At 69.9% G+C, this 17,911-nt stretch carries 18 protein-coding genes and 1 tRNA gene; 10 read left to right on the forward strand and 9 right to left on the reverse strand.

Features of this window, described 5'->3' with window-relative positions; translation table 11 throughout:
* Nucleotides 1–76: 76 nt before the first annotated feature.
* From bfr to RG19_RS13185, 3 genes are all read right to left on the reverse strand, one after another.
* Complete coding sequence (gene bfr / locus RG19_RS13175; protein ID WP_058835662.1) at nucleotides 77–550, reverse strand: bacterioferritin; 474 nt, start codon at nucleotides 548–550, stop codon at nucleotides 77–79.
* Nucleotides 551–718: 168 nt separating this feature from the next.
* Complete coding sequence (locus RG19_RS13180) at nucleotides 719–928, reverse strand: (2Fe-2S)-binding protein (RefSeq protein WP_058835663.1); 210 nt, start codon at nucleotides 926–928, stop codon at nucleotides 719–721.
* Nucleotides 929–1,029: 101 nt separating this feature from the next.
* Entirely contained in the window at nucleotides 1,030–1,641 is a 612-nt protein-coding gene (locus RG19_RS13185) for an RNA pyrophosphohydrolase (protein ID WP_058835664.1), read from the reverse strand.
* A gap of 144 nt (nucleotides 1,642–1,785) precedes the next feature.
* On the opposite strand from RG19_RS13185, the gene RG19_RS13190 reads away from it, so the two are divergent.
* Nucleotides 1,786–1,862: transfer RNA gene (locus RG19_RS13190), tRNA-Met, on the forward strand.
* Between the two features lie 59 nt (nucleotides 1,863–1,921).
* Here RG19_RS13190 and RG19_RS13195 read toward each other — a convergent pair.
* From RG19_RS13195 to hutC, 6 genes are all read right to left on the reverse strand, one after another.
* Nucleotides 1,922–2,488, reverse strand: a complete 567-nt coding sequence (locus RG19_RS13195; protein WP_202905339.1) for a DUF411 domain-containing protein — start codon at nucleotides 2,486–2,488, stop codon at nucleotides 1,922–1,924.
* Between the two features lie 29 nt (nucleotides 2,489–2,517).
* Nucleotides 2,518–4,344: a 2Fe-2S iron-sulfur cluster-binding protein gene (locus RG19_RS13200; RefSeq protein ID WP_058835665.1), complete on the reverse strand. Its 1,827-nt coding sequence runs from the start codon at nucleotides 4,342–4,344 to the stop codon at nucleotides 2,518–2,520.
* The gene (locus RG19_RS13205; protein ID WP_058835666.1) at nucleotides 4,341–5,030 is read right to left on the reverse strand and encodes a PepSY domain-containing protein; all 690 of its coding nucleotides are present in this window, start codon (nucleotides 5,028–5,030) and stop codon (nucleotides 4,341–4,343) included. Before RG19_RS13205 ends, RG19_RS13200 begins: the two co-directional genes overlap by 4 nt.
* Nucleotides 5,031–5,097: 67 nt before the next feature.
* Nucleotides 5,098–7,794, reverse strand: a complete 2,697-nt coding sequence (locus tag RG19_RS13210) for a TonB-dependent receptor (RefSeq protein WP_058835667.1) — start codon at nucleotides 7,792–7,794, stop codon at nucleotides 5,098–5,100.
* Nucleotides 7,795–7,894: 100 nt separating this feature from the next.
* On the reverse strand, nucleotides 7,895–8,290 hold the full coding sequence (locus RG19_RS13215) for a CopL family metal-binding regulatory protein (RefSeq protein ID WP_058835668.1): 396 nt from the start codon (nucleotides 8,288–8,290) through the stop codon (nucleotides 7,895–7,897).
* A 149-nt stretch (nucleotides 8,291–8,439) separates the two neighbouring features.
* Nucleotides 8,440–9,165 carry a histidine utilization transcriptional repressor HutC gene (hutC, locus tag RG19_RS13220; RefSeq protein WP_058835669.1) on the reverse strand — a complete coding sequence of 242 codons (726 nt, stop codon included), beginning with the start codon at nucleotides 9,163–9,165 and terminating at the stop codon, nucleotides 8,440–8,442.
* Nucleotides 9,166–9,277: 112 nt separating this feature from the next.
* On the opposite strand from hutC, the gene hutH reads away from it, so the two are divergent.
* The 9 genes from hutH to RG19_RS13265 all read left to right on the forward strand — a co-directional run bounded on the left by hutH (nucleotide 9,278) and on the right by RG19_RS13265 (nucleotide 17,866).
* The gene (gene hutH / locus RG19_RS13225; RefSeq protein WP_058835670.1) at nucleotides 9,278–10,813 is read left to right on the forward strand and encodes a histidine ammonia-lyase; all 1,536 of its coding nucleotides are present in this window, start codon (nucleotides 9,278–9,280) and stop codon (nucleotides 10,811–10,813) included.
* Between the two features lie 97 nt (nucleotides 10,814–10,910).
* Nucleotides 10,911–12,572, forward strand: a complete 1,662-nt coding sequence (gene hutU, locus RG19_RS13230; protein WP_058835671.1) for a urocanate hydratase — start codon at nucleotides 10,911–10,913, stop codon at nucleotides 12,570–12,572.
* Nucleotides 12,573–12,645: 73 nt separating this feature from the next.
* Complete coding sequence (locus RG19_RS13235) at nucleotides 12,646–13,140, forward strand: GNAT family N-acetyltransferase (protein WP_058835672.1); 495 nt, start codon at nucleotides 12,646–12,648, stop codon at nucleotides 13,138–13,140.
* Nucleotides 13,141–13,284: 144 nt separating this feature from the next.
* On the forward strand, nucleotides 13,285–13,872 hold the full coding sequence (locus RG19_RS13240) for a GNAT family N-acetyltransferase (protein WP_058835673.1): 588 nt from the start codon (nucleotides 13,285–13,287) through the stop codon (nucleotides 13,870–13,872).
* Nucleotides 13,869–14,789, forward strand: a complete 921-nt coding sequence (locus RG19_RS13245; protein ID WP_058835674.1) for an ATP-grasp domain-containing protein — start codon at nucleotides 13,869–13,871, stop codon at nucleotides 14,787–14,789. Before RG19_RS13240 ends, RG19_RS13245 begins: the two co-directional genes overlap by 4 nt.
* A 238-nt stretch (nucleotides 14,790–15,027) precedes the next feature.
* Nucleotides 15,028–15,492 (forward strand): peptide-methionine (R)-S-oxide reductase MsrB, encoded by a 465-nt coding sequence (gene msrB, locus RG19_RS13250; protein ID WP_058835675.1) that lies wholly within the window; start codon nucleotides 15,028–15,030, stop codon nucleotides 15,490–15,492.
* 300 nt (nucleotides 15,493–15,792) lie between these two features.
* Nucleotides 15,793–17,169 carry an MFS transporter gene (locus tag RG19_RS13255; protein ID WP_058835676.1) on the forward strand — a complete coding sequence of 459 codons (1,377 nt, stop codon included), beginning with the start codon at nucleotides 15,793–15,795 and terminating at the stop codon, nucleotides 17,167–17,169.
* Nucleotides 17,170–17,334: 165 nt separating this feature from the next.
* Complete coding sequence (locus RG19_RS13260) at nucleotides 17,335–17,544, forward strand: hypothetical protein (protein WP_058835677.1); 210 nt, start codon at nucleotides 17,335–17,337, stop codon at nucleotides 17,542–17,544.
* Between the two features lie 37 nt (nucleotides 17,545–17,581).
* Nucleotides 17,582–17,866, forward strand: a complete 285-nt coding sequence (locus tag RG19_RS13265) for a hypothetical protein (RefSeq protein ID WP_058835678.1) — start codon at nucleotides 17,582–17,584, stop codon at nucleotides 17,864–17,866.
* The last annotated feature ends 45 nt before the right edge of the window (nucleotides 17,867–17,911 follow it).

Consider the following 17,911-nt stretch of genomic DNA (forward strand, 5'->3'; position numbering starts at 1 on the left):
GGCTTCGCCCTGACGGGGCTCGCGTCGATCGGGCTGCGCGGAGACGGTCTGCGCGGAAAAGCGCGCGGACGCGGACTCAATCCGCGTCCATCTGCTCCTGCAGATAGTTCGGCAGGCCGACACGCCCGATCAGGTCGAGCTGGGTCTCCAGCCAATCGACGTGCTCTTCCTCGTTTTCGAGGATCGAGACCAGCAGTTCGCGGCTGACGTAATCCTGCACCTGCTCGCAGTGCTCGATCGCCTCGCGCAGCAGCGGGATGCCCTCCATTTCCAGCGCGAGGTCGCACTCCAGCATTTCCTGCACGTTCTCGCCCACGCGCAGCTTGCCCAGGTGCTGGAAGTTCGGCAGGCCCTCGAGGAACAGGATGCGCTCGGACAGCTTGTCCGCGTGCTTCATCTCCTCGATCGATTCCTTGTACTCGTGCTTGGACAGCCCGTGCAGCCCCCAGTGCCGAAGCATCTTGGCGTGCAGGAAGTACTGGTTGATCGCGGTCAGCTCGTTGTAGAGCGCCTTGTTGAGGAACTGGATGACCTTGGGATCGCCTTTCACGACCGGCTCCGGAAATGCAGGGGTACGCCTACTCTAGCGGCGCGAACCGGCGACTGACGGAACGCGAATCGTGCGCATTCCAGCGCGCCGCGGACGAGGCGGCGGACGGATCGCAGCAGTGGTCGACGGCGTGCGGGAACCGAGGGAACGCGCGCCGTGCGGGCGCGCTCAGGCCGCGCGGGCGATGGCGTCGAGGGGAATGATGTCGGACACGCCGCGGCGGGCCTCGGCGAGCAGATCGCCGGCCATGTCCATGCAGCTGCCACACGTCGCGCCGCAACCGGTCCGCATGGTGAGCTCGTGAACGCTGGTGCAGCCGGACGCGGCGGCAGCCGCGATATCGCGGTCGGTGACTCCGTTGCAGATGCAGACGTACACGGGCGTTGGCGCTCGGCAGGGTGCGAGGCGCCATTCCGCCATGAACGAGAATGATTGTCAATTGTTCAGCGAGAACGACCCGCATTCACACTTGACTCGCTTCAGCTGCGCGGGCCGTCGTTGCCCCGCCCGCCGCGCTGGCCGGGCACCGCGGACCCCGAGCGGTTGCGCGGCCGGTGGCCATTGCGCCGCTGCGGGAATCGCATCGCCTGCATTTGGGGAATCGCGTTCGCCCCGGCGACCTGGCGCGCGAATGGCGCGAGGTGCCGCAGCGCACTGTCGTAGACCCCGCGCTTGAACACCACCACGTGTTCGAGCGGGTACCAGAAATCCACCCAGCGCCAGTGATCGAACTCGGGCTTGTCGCTGGCGTCCAGACAGAGATCGTTGTCGCAGCCGGTGAACTGCAGCAGGAACCACACCTGCTTCTGGCCGATGCACACGAGCTTGTCGTTGCGGCGGACGGCACGATGCGGCAATCGATAGCGCAGCCAGCCCGGCGTGGCACCCAGCACGGCCACATGCTCCGGCCGCAGGCCGGTTTCCTCGTGCAGCTCGCGGTACATGGCCTCGAGCGGCGTCTCGTCGGTGTTCATCCCGCCCTGCGGAAATTGCCACCCGTCACGGCGTACGCGCCGGGCCCAGAAGACCCGGCCGTCGGGATGCATCAGCACGATGCCGACGTTCGGTCGATAACCGTCCGGATCGATCACGATGCGGACTCCGAAAGTTCACTGTCATCGACTCTGCCACGCCCTGCGCGGGTCGACAAGCACGGCACCTGGCGATTGACGTTGCCCCCGGCGACATGGACAATTGTCCGTTCCCCGCGCCGCCTCGGCCGCGAGGAACCGCATGGCTATGTAGCTCAGCCGGTTAGAGCACAGCACTCATAATGCTGGGGTCGGTGGTTCGAGTCCACCCATAGCCACCATGCGACACCCGCGAAAACCCCCGCCGCAGCGGGGGTTTTTCGTTTCCGGCCCGAACGGATCAGCGATTGCCCGGGTGGTGCTGGAACGGTTGCGCGCTCCCGTCGGCATCGACCAGCTCGACGGTGAAGGCATCGCGGCGACCGTCGGGCATCTCCATGCCCGGCGAGCCCAACGGCATGCCCGGCAGCACCAGCCCACGCGCCGCCGGTGCCTCCGCCAGCAGGCGGGCGATGTCGGAGGCGGGCACGTGCCCCTCCACCAGATAGCCGCCGACCTCGGCCGTATGGCACGAGCCCTTGGCGTACGGGACGCCCAGGCGCTGCTTCACCGGGCCGAGGTCGTCGACATCGACCACGTCCACCTCGAACCCGGCTTCGCGCACGTGCTCGACCCAGACCGTGCAGCACCCGCAGGTCGGCGTCTTGTGCACGGTCATGCGCGGCCAGGCGCCCTCGGCCTGCGGAACCGGCGAAGCCTGCGGCGCCGGACGGCCGGATGCGATCGCCTCCGAAGCAACCGGCGCATCGGCGCCGGACGACGCGGCAGGCGCCTGCTCGGCAGCGCAGGCGGCAAAGGCCAGCGGCATCAGGCCGGCGAGCAGCAGCGACGAGGCGGAACGGTGCATGTGGAACCTCCTGCGCGGCGGGACCGCGGTCATATCTTGAAGTCGTCGAACGCGACGCGCGCCTCCGGCACGCCCAGGCGCGCCAGCATCTGTCGCGTGGCCGCGAGCATCGCCGGCGGCCCGCACACGTAGAACTCGCACTCGGCCAGCGTCGGATGGGTGTCCAGCAACCCCGCCCGCACCGCGTCGTGAACGAAGCCGGTCGGCCACACCCCCGCCTCGTCCGGCGTGGGTTCGGACAGTATCAGATGCCAGCTGAAACCCGGATGCGCCGTCGCCAGGGCGGCCATCTCATCGGCATAGGGCGTCTCGCGCAGGGTGCGCGCGCCGTACCAGAAATGCAGCCGCTCGCCGTCGCCGGCGGCCAGGCGCGCACGCACCATGGCCCGCAGCGGCGCCATCCCCGCGCCCCCGCCGATGAACACCTTCTCGCGCGTGGGCGAGCCCAGTGCGAAGTCGCCGAACGGCCCGCTGTAGGCGACGCGGTCACCGGAGCGCAAGGTGTACAGCCAGCTCGACCCCCGCCCGGGCGGATGCCGCTTGCCGCCGCCGGGATTGAACCGCACCAACAACCGCAGCCGGCCATCGGATGCCTCCGGCGCGAGCGCCAGCGAATACGCCCGCCGTACCGGCTCGCGGCAACTCAGGCGCGCCGGCAGCGCCAGCGCCTGCCAATCGCCTGCGTGGGCGTCGGGCCGCACGATGGCGTCGCGGGGGACGCCGTACACCGGTACGTGCAGCTGCACGTAGGCGCCGGGCTGATAATCCGGACCCGGTGGGACATCGGGCCTGAGCACGATCTCGCGCAGGAACGGCGTGACCGCGATCGCCTCCTCCACCGTCGCATGGGAGACCGTCCACAGGCTGGCACCGCCGGTCACCTCGACGGCGGCATCACCGTGCAGCGCCAGTCCGCAAGCCAGGCGATAACCCATCCGCAATCGACTTTCGGAGAGATGCGCGCGATCGGCCGGCCCCGGCGGCGGCGCCTTGCCGCGCACCCGCACTTCGCACAGGCCGCAGCTCTGCCCGCCACCGCAGTTGGACGGCAGTTGCAGCCCGTGCCGGGCCAGGGTGACGTAGGCGGTGTCGCCGGCCACGGCCGGTACGCTGCGCAGGCGTTCGCCATCGGGCGCGAAGACCGCCAACGCGCCCTTGGAGCGCCAACGCCGCGGCACGAAATCGCTCGGGCGGAAGCTCGCGAACAACAGCCACACGCCGGTCAGCGCCATCCACAGGCCGCCGATGCCCGCCATCACCACCAGCGGATTGTTGAAGTCCGCCCGGCCGGTGTAATCCATGATGTGCAACATCCAGAAGATGTCGAACAGCCGCCAGGTGCGATTGCGATGCACCACGACATCGCCGGTGTCGGCGGCGAGATAGACCGTGGTGGCCTCGGCATCGTCGAAGTCCACGCGCCAGACGTCGCCGCCGTGCATCCGCGTCTCCAGCGAGGGGCCCATGCGCTGCGGCGTGCCCGCTTCGCCCGGGCCGGTGTACGACGCCTGCGCAAGCCGCAGCGCCCAGCCCGGATCGAGCTCGACCGTCTCGCCCGAGCGGGCGTCGGCCAGCCGCGTGCCGTCGTGGTCGGTGATCCGGTACACGGGCATCCCGGCCAGCCATCCCGACACGATGCCCTGCACCGGCGCCGACGCGGCATCGACCACCGCCTCGGCGGTCAGCACGTCGTCCGGCCACGGTGGCGGCGGCTCCGCGTGCGCACGCCACGTGTGCCCCTGCACCCGGTCGTGATCGAGCACGCTCATCATCAGGCCGCTGGCCATCCACAGCACGAACTGGATCGCGATCAGCAGCCCCACCCACTTGTGCAGTCTCCGCAGCCAGGGCGTCATGTCGGCTGCCTCCGGCGGAAGCTGTAGAACAGCAGCCACACGCCGCTGAGTGCGAACAGCAGACCGAGCGCCGACGCCACGCGCAGCAGCGTGTTGTTGACGTCGGTGCGGGTGTCGTAATCCATGATGTGGAACATCCACAGGAAGTCGAACCAGCGCCACAGACTGTGCCGGCGTGCCAGCAGCTCGCCGGTGTCGGGCGACAGGTACAGCGTGGTCGCGCCACGGTCGGCGAAATGCACCGCCCACATCGGCACCGGTCGCCGCGCCTCCTGCGGCGCGACCGTGACCCACTCGACGCGGTCCACCGCCGCCTCGCCCTGATACAGCCCCAGCGCCAGGCGCAACGCGTCGGCCTCGGGCAACGGCGACAACCGCTCGCCGCTGTGGGCGTCGGCCAGCACCACCCCGGCGGCGGTGTGCACCTCGTACACGTCGCGGTCGAGCAGGCGCTTGAGGCCGACGCCGGTCGCGTCCGGATACAGGTCCAGCAACGCGGACTGGGGCAGGTAGGGCGCACTGCGCGCCAACGGCTCGCGGTGCGCGTGGGCGAGATGATCGCCATGGATGATGTCGAGCGAGATCACGGTCATGTAGACGCCGCTCACCGTCCACAGCAGGGCCTGGACGCCGACGACCAGCCCGATCCACTTGTGGGCGCGGCGCGCCCAGAACGCAGGTTTCATGCGATTCCCCGAAACGAAGTCTTCAGCCCTCGCGCGGGAGCCGGCAGCCCGCCGGCTCCCGCGTGCGTCACCAGCGGTAGGTCAGGCGCGCGTTCCAGCGCCTGCCGAGCAGGTCGTAGGTCATCGTGTCGGTGTTGGCGTCGGTGTAGCTCTGGATGAACGGCGCCCGCTTGTCGAAGACGTTGTCCACGCCCAGCGCCAGATCCAGCGATGGCGTCGCGGCGAACGTCGCCTGCAGATGGTGGTAGGTGAGACTGCCGGCACGCGCACCGATATCGCCGGGCGAGGCGTTGATGTCGTCCGCACCGCCGATGTACTGCGCACTCCAAGAGCCCGACCAGTCGCCACGCGCCAGCAGGAAACTGCCGAACGCGCGCCAGTGCGCGTAGCTGCCACGCCCGCCGGTGATCCGCCCGGCGTACTCGATGGTCTCGCCGCCCGGGAACGGGGTCAGGTCGTAGCGGTCGAGCCAGGACACGTCGAGGTCGACACTGGCGTCGAACCCGGCGAAGCCGAACTCGTACAGCAGGCCGAGATCGAAACCGGAGATGCGCTCGCTGGCCGCGTTGACCGGTTGCGCCGACAGGAAGTCGATCTCGCCGGTCACCGGGTTGCGGGTGAACTGGCTGTCGGCGCAGAACGGATGCGACAGCCCGTCGCTGTTGTAGCAGAGCGCGAGCTTGGTCGAACCGGCCACGCTCTGGATCGCGTTGTCGATGCGGATGTCGAACCAGTCGGCGGTGAGGGTGAGCCCGCGCGCGAAGTCCGGAGTCCACACCGCGCCGACGGTGAAGGTCTTCGCGTCTTCCGGCTGCAGCTCGATGTTGCCGCCGGTGCGGGTGAGCACGCTGTTGCCGAGCTGGGTGTAGCCGGCCGGCACGCCATCGGCCTGGCAGTTGCGGGCGAGGTTCGACGAGGGATCGAGCGCGCTCCAGCCGCTGCAGGGATCGGTGGTGGTGAGATTGCCCTCGCTGACGCCGCCGAACAGTTCCGGGATGTTCGGGATGCGGAACGCGGTGGCGTAGGTGGCGCGCATCTTGAACGATGGTGTGGCCTGCCAGTCCAGGCCCAGCTTGTAGTTGGTGTCGCCGCCGAACAGATCGTAATCGGAATAGCGCACTGCGCCGTTGAAGGTGAGGCTGTCGGCCCAGGCACGCCCTTCGAACAGGGGCACCGAGACCTCGGCGAACACTTCGCGCACGTCGTACTCGCCGTCGATGCGCTGGGCGGCGTTGCTGTTGGCGATGCCCTGCTGGATCAGGATGTCCGGATCGCGCCAGCCGCGGTCGGTACGCGCCTCCACGCCGGCGGCGAACCCGACGAAGCCTGCCGGAACCTCGAACAGTTCGCCGTCGATGTTGGCGGTGAAGCTGCGCTGCGAATTGCCGCCGGTGTCGCGGGTGGTGAACATGATGTAGTCCAGCACCTCCGGCGTCAGGTCGCCGAAGCCGAGATAGTCGCCGCAGGGGATCGCCGCGCCGGCGGCGGCGCTGCACACGCTCCGGTCGAGAGTCCGGTCGACACGGTCGAGGTTGGCCACGTTGGTGGAACCGTCGACCCCGGTGTTGCGTCCGTAGTTGAACGCCGCGCTCCAGTTCCAGCGCTCGCCCAGCCGCCCGTCGAGGCCGGCGACCACGCGCCAGGTGTCGACATCCTGATAGAACTCGCGGGCGCCGGCCTCTTCCAGCCGGCGCCGGACCAGGGTCAGGTCCTGGCCGGTGGGGTTGGTCGGGTGGTCGGCGGCGAGCCGCACCGGCCGGTACTGGCCGATGGCGCCGGGCGAGGCCAACTGATTCGACTGCCGGTTGGTGAACATCAGCTCGGCGAACAGGCCGACCCGGTCGTTGAGCTCCAGGTCGCCGAACACCGTGAAACTGGTGCGCTTGATCGGATTGGCCGCATTGAGCGTGGGATAGGCGTTGTAGTTGTCGGCACTGGTGTACGGCGCGAAGGCGTCGCCGTCGCCGCCCGGCACTTGGTTGAAGTTCACCATGCGACCGTCGGCCAGCAGCGCGCGGCCGCCGATGGTGGCCGAGCTGCCGACGCATTCGAGCCGGCCGTTGACCTCGCCCAGGCCGCAGGGCTGGCGACTCGCCATGTTCACCGCCCGGCTCTCGGAATGGCTGATCGACGCCGTCAGCGCGCCGCGCTCGCCGGTCGTGCCCCAGACCAGGCTGGCGGACTGGTCCGCGCCGTCGCCCTCGAAGGTCTCGCCGTACCGCAACGAGAGCTCGGCACCGTCGATGCCGCGCTTGGTGATGATGTTGACCACGCCCGCGACCGCGTCGGCACCGTAGATCGCGGACGCACCGTCCTTGAGTACTTCGATGCGCTCGATGATCGCCACCGGCACGACATTCAGATCGACCGAGCTGTTGGCGCCGGTCCCGCCGTTGACGATGCGGCGCCCGTTGAGCAGCACCAGGGTGCGGTTCACGCCGATGCCGCGCAGATTCACCTGGGTGGTGCCGTAGCCGCCACCGGTCCAGTAGGCGTTGGTCTGGTTGCCGGCGAAACCCGCCGACGCCGGCAGGCGTTGCAACAGGGTTTCGATGGTGGTGGCGCCGGAGCGCTCGATGGCGGCGGCGTCGACGACGGTCACCGGACCGACGCCGCTGAGTTGCGCGCCCTTGATGTGGGAGCCGGTGACAGTGACCGAGTCGAGGGTGGTGGCGGGCGGCGCGTCGGGCGACTGCGCAGCGGCGGAACCGGCGGCCAGCAGGGCGCTGACCGCCACGGCGAGCGGATGGCGGAAGCAGGACATTGAAACTTCTCCGAAAGTCGGCTGGAATCGATCTGGCGAGGCACGGCTCGGCGCGTACGGACACGGGTCCGCAGGGGCGACGGCCGGGAAGCGACGCGGATCAGCCGATCGGAGGTCGGAAAATGCTGCCGGTGCCCCGGAGCGGGGCGTGGATCTCGACGTACGCCGCAGTTGCGGCCGGCCGGGCATGCTGTGCGGCGAACGGCACCGACATCACCGCGAATCCCGCGGGATAGGCGCAGCTGCAGGCGCAACTGGCGATCATGCCGGCGCCGCAATCACAGTCGTTGCCGACATGACGATGCGGGTCGGCGCCGGTGTCGTCGGCACCGGCAGGCGCGTGGTCGGCGTGCGCGTCGACAGCGGCTTCGTCGCCGGCGACGCTCATGTGCGAAGGATCGAGCGCCATCCCCGTCGAGGCCCACAGTGCGGTGCCGCCGTTGAGGCAGAGCAACATGCTCAGGAGGATCCGCAGCAGGAGGGACGTCTTGGACATCGGTCTCGTCAGGGCGCCGGTGGTTTTGTATATACCAACGTGAACAAGAGTTAACACGCACTGGCGGCGGTGTCAACGCAATGTGAGCGACGTCATGAAAAATCGGGCCCTCAAATCGGCGCCGGGACGATGCCGGACCCCTCGGGCGTTCAGCCCGGCCCGGCGCCGGCGACCAGCTCGTAGCGACCGCCGAGGAACCACTGCCGTACGAAGGTGATGCAGGCACTCCCGCGCCAGGTCTGCCGCTCGATGGTCAGGCACGCCGCACCCGGCGCCACGTCCAGGTGTCCAGCCTGCTCGTCGTCGGCCACCACGGCACCGATGCGGTGCTGCGCGCGCGTCCAGGGCACAGAGTGCAGAAGCCAGCTGCCCGGCGCGGTGACCGAGAAGTCCATGGTGGCTGCGTCGGGCACCACATCCGGATTCAGCAGACGGATCTCGAGCGCGAACGGCCGTTCGTCGGCCAGGTGCACGCCGCGCAGTTCCAGCACGCGACCGCCGGTATCCGCCAGTTCCATCTCGTGGACCACCCGTCGCCGCGCCACGCGCCGGCGGCGCGACAGCAGGTGGAACCGGTAGGCGTGCCCGCGCTGCGCGACCTCGAGCGGGATGTCCGGGATCTGCAGCGCCACCGACTCGATCTGCGGATCCGGCGCGCGCACGAAGCTGCCGGACTTGCGCCGGCGCACGACCAGCCCGGCCTCGGCCAGCGAGGTCAGCGCACGGTTGACGGTCATCCGCGAACAGCCGTACTCGATCATCAGCTCGTGCTCGGGCGGGACCCGATGGCCGGGTGGCCAGGCGCCGCTGCGGATGCGCCGCTCGATGTCGGCACGGATGCGCTGGTTGAGAGGAAGGGCCGGGGCGGTATCCATGCGCGTGCGATCTCCGGGCCGCGGCCGGTGGACACCGGCCGTCGGGGGCTCTGGACGATGACAGGTTACGGCAATATTGTATAGACATATCCCATCCGCCTCGGGGCACGACTTGGACGCATCCACCACCCTCCGCCCCGGCCGAGTGCCGCTGGCCCAATGGCGCGCCATCCTGGCCGGCGTCACCGTCTCGCTCGACCCGGCCACGGCCGAGGCGGTACGCCGCAGCGCGGAGACGGTGGACGCCATCGTCGCGCGCGGCGCACCCGTCTACGGCATCAACACCGGGTTCGGCAAACTCGCCAGCGTGCGGATCGAGGCGGTGGATCTGGCCAGGCTCCAGCGCAACATCGTGCTGTCGCACGCGGCCGGCGTCGGCGAGCCCCTGCCCCTGCCCATCGTGCGGTTGATGCTCGCGCTGAAGCTCGCCAGCCTGGCCCAGGGCGCCTCCGGCGTGCGACCGGGCACGCTGGCGCTGCTGGAGGCGATGCTCCAGCGCGATGTGTTGCCGGTCGTCCCGGAACAGGGTTCGGTGGGCGCATCGGGCGACCTGGCGCCGCTGTCGCACATGGCCGCGACGATGATCGGCGTGGGCGATGCGTTTCACGCCGGCACCCGCATGACCGCCGCCGAAGCGCTGCGCGCAGCAGGACTGGCACCGCTCGAACTCGCCGCCAAGGAAGGCCTGGCCCTGCTCAACGGCACCCAGTTCTCCACCGCGTGCGCACTGGCCGGGCTGTTCGCGATCGAGGACGTGTTCCGCGCCGCGCTGGTCACCGGGGCGCTGTCCACCGAGGCGGCGCGCGGCGCCGACACCCCCTTCGACCCACGCATCCACGCACTGCGCCGCCATCGCGGCCAGCAGGAAGTCGCCGCGGCACTGCGCACGCTGATGCAGGGGTCGTCGATCCGCGCCTCGCATCTGGAACACGACGAGCGGGTGCAGGATCCCTACTGCCTGCGCTGCCAGCCGCAGGTGATGGGCGCTGCGCTCGATCTGATGCGCCAGGCGGCCGACACCTTGCACGACGAAGCCAATGGCGTCTCCGACAACCCCCTGGTGTTCACCGACACCGGCGAGGCGCTGTCGGGCGGCAACTTCCACGCCGAGCCGGTCGCCTTCGCCGCCGACATGCTGGCGATGGCCGTGTGCGAGATCGGTTCGCTGTCCGAGCGCCGCACCGCGATGCTGGTCGATCCCGCCTTGTCCGGGCTGCCGGCATTCCTGGTGCCGACACCCGGCCTCAACTCCGGCTTCATGATTCCGCAGGTGACCGCCGCGGCGCTGGTGTCGGAGAACAAGCAGCGCGCGTATCCGGCCAGCGTGGATTCCATCCCGACCTCGGCCAACCAGGAGGACCATGTGTCGATGGCCGCGCACGGTGCGCGTCGCCTGCAGCGCATGGCCGACAACGCCGCCCACGTGATCGGCATCGAACTGCTGGCGGCGGCGCAGGGCTGCGACTTCCACACGCCGTTGCAGTCCAGCCCGGGGCTCGAAGCCGCACGCGCGCGGCTGCGCCAGGACGTACCGACCATGGACGAGGACCGTTACATCCATCCGGACCTGCAGGCCGCGACCGCCTTGGTCACCGGCGGTGGACTGGTCGCCGCCGCCGGTCTCGCCCTGCCCGGCCTCGACGACTGACACGCGACCGGGCATGCGCCCGCCGGCACGCCGGGGCGTGCCGGCCGCGTCCGGTGATGCAGCCGCACGCTCTTTCCGAACTCCCAAGGACATTCCGATGACCCGACACGACCCCAGCCGCCGCATCCGCGCGCCCCGCGGCACCGATCTCGCCTGCCGCTCGTGGCTGACCGAGGCGCCCTACCGCATGCTGCAGAACAACCTCGACCCCGAGGTGGCCGAGCGTCCGGAGGACCTGGTGGTCTACGGCGGCATCGGCCGCGCCGCACGCGACTGGGCCTGCTACGACGCGATCCTCGAGACCCTGAAGACCCTCGGCGACGACGAGACCCTGCTGGTGCAGTCCGGCAAGCCGGTCGGCGTGTTCCCCTCGCACCCCGACGCCCCGCGCGTCCTGATCGCCAACTCCAACCTGGTGCCGCACTGGGCCACCTGGGAACACTTCAACGAGCTCGATCGCAAGGGCCTGATGATGTACGGGCAGATGACCGCCGGCTCGTGGATCTACATCGGCAGCCAGGGCATCGTCCAGGGCACGTACGAGACCTTCGTCGAGATGGGCCGCCAGCACTACGGCGGCGACCTCACCGGCAAGTGGATCCTCACCGCGGGCCTGGGCGGCATGGGCGGCGCGCAGCCGCTGGCCGCGAGCCTGGCCGGCGCGTGCTCGCTGACCGTCGAATGCCAGCAGAGCCGCATCGACTTCCGCATCAAGACCCGCTACGTCGACGAGCAGGCCACCGATCTCGACGACGCCCTGGCGCGCATCGAACGCTACACCGCGGCCGGCGAAGCGAAGTCCATCGCGTTGCTCGGCAACGCCGCCGAGGTGCTGCCGGCACTGGTGAAGCGCGGCGTGCGCCCGGACTGCGTCACCGACCAGACCAGCGCCCACGACCCCGTGCACGGCTATCTGCCGATCGGCTGGAGCGTCGAACGGTGGCTGGAGGCGCAGCAGGCGGACCCCGACGCGGTACGCGATGCGGCCAAGCGGTCGATGCGCGTGCACGTCGAGGCGATGCTGGCCTTCCACGCGCAGGGCATCCCCACCGTGGACTACGGCAACAACATCCGCCAGATGGCCCAGGACGAGGGGCTGGCGAACGCCTTCGACTTCCCCGGCTTCGTGCCCGCCTACGTGCGCCCGCTGTTCTGCCGCGGCATCGGCCCGTTCCGCTGGGTGGCGCTGTCCGGCGACCCGGAGGACATCGCGAAGACCGACGCCAAGGTCAAGGAACTGATCCCCGACGACCCGCACCTGCACCGCTGGCTCGACATGGCCGCCGAGCGCATCGCGTTCCAGGGCCTGCCGGCGCGCATCTGCTGGGTCGGCCTCGGCCTGCGCCACAAGCTCGGCCTCGCCTTCAACGAGATGGTGCGCACCGGCGAGCTGAAGGCGCCGGTCGTGATCGGGCGCGATCACCTCGACTCCGGTTCGGTCGCCTCGCCCAACCGCGAGACCGAGGCCATGGCCGACGGCTCGGACGCGGTCAGCGACTGGCCGCTGCTCAACGCCATGCTCAACGTCGCCGGCGGCGCCACCTGGGTGTCGCTGCACCATGGCGGCGGCGTCGGCATGGGCTACTCGCAGCATTCCGGCGTGGTGATCGTGTGCGACGGCAGCGAAGACGCCGACCGCCGTATCGCCCGCGTGCTGTGGAACGACCCGGCCACCGGCGTGATGCGGCACGCCGATGCCGGTTACGACATCGCCAGGGACTGCGCGCGCGAGCAGGGACTGAAGCTGCCGATGGCGTGAGCGGACGCGCGCGGCGACAATGCGGCGGTGCCGGCGGCACGGTGCCGCACGCCGCAGTCCCGACGAGGCCCCCATGAAGAACGTCACCCTTCGAGATGCCGACGCGCAGGATTTCGCCGCGATCGTCGCGCTCAATGCGTCCGAAGTGCGGCACACCAGCACGATGGACGAGGCGCGGCTGCATCAGCTCGATGCGCTCGCCTGCCATCACAAGGTCGCTGTCGTCGACGGCGAGGTGGCCGCTTTCCTGCTGGCGATGCGGCACGGCTGCGGCTACGTCAACCCGAACTTCGACTGGTTCGCCAGCCGCCTGGCGCAGTTCCTGTATGTCGACAGGATCGTCGTCGGCGCCGCCCACCAAGGGTTGCGTCTGGGCACGCGGCTGTACGAGGACCTGTTCGACCGGGCCCGGTCGCAGGGCATACCGGTGGTGGCCTGCGAGTACAACGTGGTGCCGCCGAACGAGCCGTCGCGGCGGTTCCACGACCGTTTCGGCTTTCGTGAAATCGGCAGCCAGTGGCTGGACGACGGCGCGAAGTGCGTCTCGCTGCAGGTGGCGACGACCTGACGGTGCGGCCAGACGGGGCGACCGACGGGAGGCATCGTCTCCAGCAATCGCGAAGGGCACCTGTCCGCTCCAGAATGGCGCATCACTGCACCGCTGACCGACCGTGAACGCATCGGCCCGGCACGCACGATGGAGCATCGAGACATGACGGACGGGCACCACATCCGGATCAAACGCTGCACCGCTGGCGACGAAGACGCCTTGTCCCTCGTGGGTCAGGCGACGTTCCTGGAAACGTTCGCCGGCATCCTCGGCGGCCGCGACCTCGTGACCCATTGCATGCAGGCACACGCGGCGCCTCTCTACCGTCGCTGGCTCGACGATCCCGACTACGGCGTGTGGCTCGTGGGGCAGCAACCCGATGACGCACCCGTCGGCTTCATGGTGGCAGGACCGGCGCAGTTACCGGTGCCCCTGCTCGAAGGCGACCTCGAACTCAAACGCATCTATCTGCTCGGAAAATGCCAGGGCGGCGGACTCGGCCAGCGCCTGCTCGCCATCGCACGGCAGCATGCCATCGACGCGGGCGCGCGGCGCCTGCTGCTCGGCGTCTATGCACACAACCAGACGGCCATCGGCTTCTACGCGCGCCACGGCTTCGTCCCGCTGGGGACCCGGACATTCGATGTCGGCGGCACGGGCTACGACGACATCGTCATGGGGCTGGCACTCGCGGATGAAGGCACGACCGGTCAGTCCACCCCACGTCATGCCGGGGCGATCGACGCATGACCCGCGTCGCCATCCTGACCCCGGATCCGAACGCCGAAGGCGACCACGCGACCTGGCGCGCGGCGCTGGCGCGCCTGCAGGCCATCCTGTCGGCCGAGGGCATCGATGCCGTGCCGACGCCGTGGACGGCACACGAGCGCGATGCCGACGGCCTGCGCGCGTTCGCCTGCGTGTTGCCGCTGCTGTCGTGGGCCTACCACCTGGACCATGCCCGCTGGCTGCGCGCCTGCCGCACGTGGCGACGCGCCGGACTGTCCGTCTACAACCCGGCCGACACCCTCGCGTGGAACTCCGACAAGCGCTATCTCGGCGAACTCGCGGCGCGCGGCGTGGCGATACCGCACAGCACGTGGACCCGGCAGGTCACACGCGCGCAATTGGAGCGCGTGCTCGCCGACACCGGCGCGGACGAACTGATCGTCAAACCCTCGGTCTCCGGTGGCGCATGGAACACACGCCGGCTCGCGCGCGCCGATCTGGCCCGGATGAGCCCGGAACCGGTGCAGGAGGACGACGGCGAGGTCCTCATCCAGCCCTACCTGCCGACGATCACCAGTCACGGCGAAACCTCGTTGCTGTTCTTCGATGGCGTCCTCAGCCACGCGGTCAACAAGCGGCCGGCTCCGGGCGATTTCCGCGTCCAGGACGACCATGGCGGGCGATACACGCTCCTGGATGCGCCCCCCGCGGGCGCCATGGCCCTGGCACAGGCGACCCTGGCGGCCATCGATGCCCCACTGCTGTACGCCCGTATCGATGTCGTTCCGGACCGCCACGGGCGCTGGCTGCTGATGGAGGCGGAGCTGATCGAGCCCGACCTCTATCTCGGCATCGACCCGCGCCGCGGCGCCGGGTTCGCGGCCGCTGTCCGCCGACGACTCGCCGGTGCGGCTGGACGCGCGTCGCCGGCGAGGTAGCTCATCGTCGAGCCCCCGGACGCCCGGCGCGGCCCCGACGCAGACGGTCTGGACCCGACTTCGGCGCCGATGGGCAGCGAAGGCCCCAATGCGATTGCCCCCCATGCGCGCGACGCCGGGCAGCCTGCGCGGGAACAGGCGCCCCGCGCGCACTGCCGCAACCCTTGCGGGGACAGGCAGCTGCCGCCATGTAACGGGAAGCCTGCCCTCAACCGTGGAGCCCGCCATGTCCCCCGCCATGCCTCGATTCGATCTCAGCCCGCCGAGCCCCGAGCAACGCGACGCCCTGGTGGCGGACCTGACCCCCGACGAACGCCGCGTGCTGCTGCAGCACGGCACCGAGGCCCCCTTCTGCGGGGTGTTCCTCGACAACAAGCGCGAGGGCACGTACTGCTGCCGGCTGTGCGGGCTGCCGCTGTTCCGTTCGAGCACCAAGTTCGATTCCGGCACCGGCTGGCCGAGCTTCTTCGCCCCGTACGAAGCCGCCCACATCGAACTGATCCGCGACACCAGCCACGGCATGATCCGGGTCGAGGAAGTGTGCGCGCGCTGCGGCAGCCACCTGGGCCACGTGTTCCCCGACGGCCCGCCGCCGACCCACGAGCGGCATTGCCTCAACTCGGTCGCGCTGTCGTTCGTCGACGAAGGCGAACCGCTGCCCGACCCGCTTCAGCGCGGCGGTGCGGAGGCCGGGCCGGCCTGACGGCCCGGCCGACGCAGCCCGACCCTGCAAACATGAGGCTCTTCGCCCACGTGAGGGGATAGTCGGAACGAAAGAGGGTGAGTGTGGGCTTCGGCGGGCGCGTCGCCGCATCCGGTCCGGCCTTCCGCCCGTCTCCGCACACTCCGCGCATTGCAGGCAGGGGCGCGACTTCCGGCGCTCCCCCGCACGCCGACGGCCGACGGTGCGGGACCGGTCACACCTGGGCGGTGCCGGCCACGACGCGCGCCCGGGGCGGACCTATACTCGCCGTCCACCACCCCACGAAGGCCGCTCCCCCACATGAGTGCTTCGACCCCCACCGCTCCCGCCGCGCCCAGCGCGGCGCGGCCGGCCAGCCTGCGCCGGTCGGTCTCCAACACCCTGAAAGGCTCGGCCGGCAACCTGGTCGAGTGGTACGACGTCTACGTCTACTCGGTGTTCGCCGTCTACTTCGAATCCCAGTTCTTCTCGCCCGACGACAAGAACGCCACGATGTACGTGTGGGCGATCTTCGCGATGACCTTCCTGATGCGGCCGATCGGCGCGTGGTACTTCGGCCGCTTCGCCGACCGCTACGGGCGCCGGCTGGCGCTGACGATCTCGGTGTCGCTGATGGCGGCGTGCTCGTTCGTCATCGCGATCACCCCGACCGTGTCCACGATCGGCATCGCCGCGCCGATCATCCTGCTGCTGGCGCGACTGCTGCAGGGCTTCGCCACCGGTGGCGAATACGGCACCAGCGCGACCTACATGTCGGAGGCCGCGATTCCCGGCCGGCGCGGGTTCCTGTCGTCGTTCCACTACGTGACCCTGGTCGGCGGCCACGTGCTGGCGCAGGCCACGCTGCTGGTGATGCTGCTGACCATCGACGCCACGCAGATCTCGGACTGGGGCTGGCGCGTCGCCTTCGGCATCGGCGGCATCGGCGCGATCGTGGTGTTCTGGCTGCGCCGCACGATGGACGAATCGCTGGAATCCGACGCCATCGCCGAGGCCAAGAAGGGCGGCGCGCGCTCGACCGGCTCGCTGTACGAGCTGTTCGTGCACCAGTGGAAGCCGCTGCTGCTGTGCTTCCTGGTGACCGCCGGCGGCACCGTCGCGTTCTACACGTACTCGGTCAACGGGCCGAAGATGATCCAGACCGCGTTCGCCGCCAACGACGTGATGGCGGGCACCATCATCAATCTGGCCGCGCTGACCCTGCTGATGCTGATGCAGCCGGTCGGCGGCTGGCTGTCGGACATCGTCGGGCGCAAGACCCTGCTGGTGTTCTTCGGCATCGGCGGCGTGCTGTACACCTGGTTCCTGGTGCTGTGGCTGCCGCAGCAGACCCACTGGCTGCCGGCGTTCGCGATCCTCACCATCGGCTTCGTGATCCTCACCGGCTACACCTCGATCAACGCGGTGGTGAAGGCGGAGCTGTTCCCCACCCACATCCGCGCGCTCGGCGTGGGCCTGGGCTACGCGCTCGCCAACTCCGCCTTCGGCGGCACCGCGCCGCTGTTCTACCAGGCCGCGCTGGGCGCGGACCAGGTGGTGACGTTCGTGGTCTACGCGACGGTGATGATCGGTATCTCCCTGGTGGTCTATGCGTTCTTCCTGACCAACAAGGGCGCGAACTGGCTCGACGACGAGGCCGCGATGCGCGAGCGCAAGAACGCCAGGCGCAGCGGTTGATCGCCGCCGTCGCGGGCGCACCGGCGCCCGCGACGGCACTGCGCGACCGCGGCCCGGACGGCAGGCGTCCGGCCGCGCGCGTATTCTGCATCGCAAGGGCCTCGGCCCCACGACTGCGCGACCGGACGACGACCCTTGGCGAAACCACCTCGACACGTGAACCGGATGGGGCTGCTGATCGGCCTGCTGCTGGCGATGGCCGGCGCCGGCATGCTCTTCAAGCCCAGCGCGATGACCGTGCACCACAGCGGCGGGCCGAAGAGCCGCAGCACACAGGAGCAGGTATCGATCCCCCGCGCGCGCGCCTATGCCGGGGGCCTGCTGGCACTCGGCATCGCGGTCGTCGCGATCTCGGTGGTGCGCCTGGACCGCTGACCGCTGCACGTAGGCACTCTCACCAGGGAGGATCAAGATGGCCAGGCACGACGAGAACGATCGCAAGCGCTGGGCCGACATGCAGCGCATGGGCCGCACCCGGTTCATCCTGGTGCGCGGCGTCCTGGCCTGGGGCCTGACGACGGCGGTGCTCTACACGCTGCTGATGACACTGTTCAACGATGCGGCGCCGCTGCCGACCCTGCTCCTCTCACTGGTGCTGTTCCCGCTGGGCGGCATCGGCTGGGGCGCGCTGATGTGGCGGGTCTTCCACCGCCGCTACGGCGCATCTTCGGTCGGCGCGGCCCGCGTCGGCCGCTGAAGCCGACGGCCACGCGCCTCCCCCCACCGGGACGTGGGCGCCAGC

Source organism: Luteimonas abyssi (assembly GCF_001482195.1).
GTDB lineage: Bacteria > Pseudomonadota > Gammaproteobacteria > Xanthomonadales > Xanthomonadaceae > Luteimonas > Luteimonas abyssi.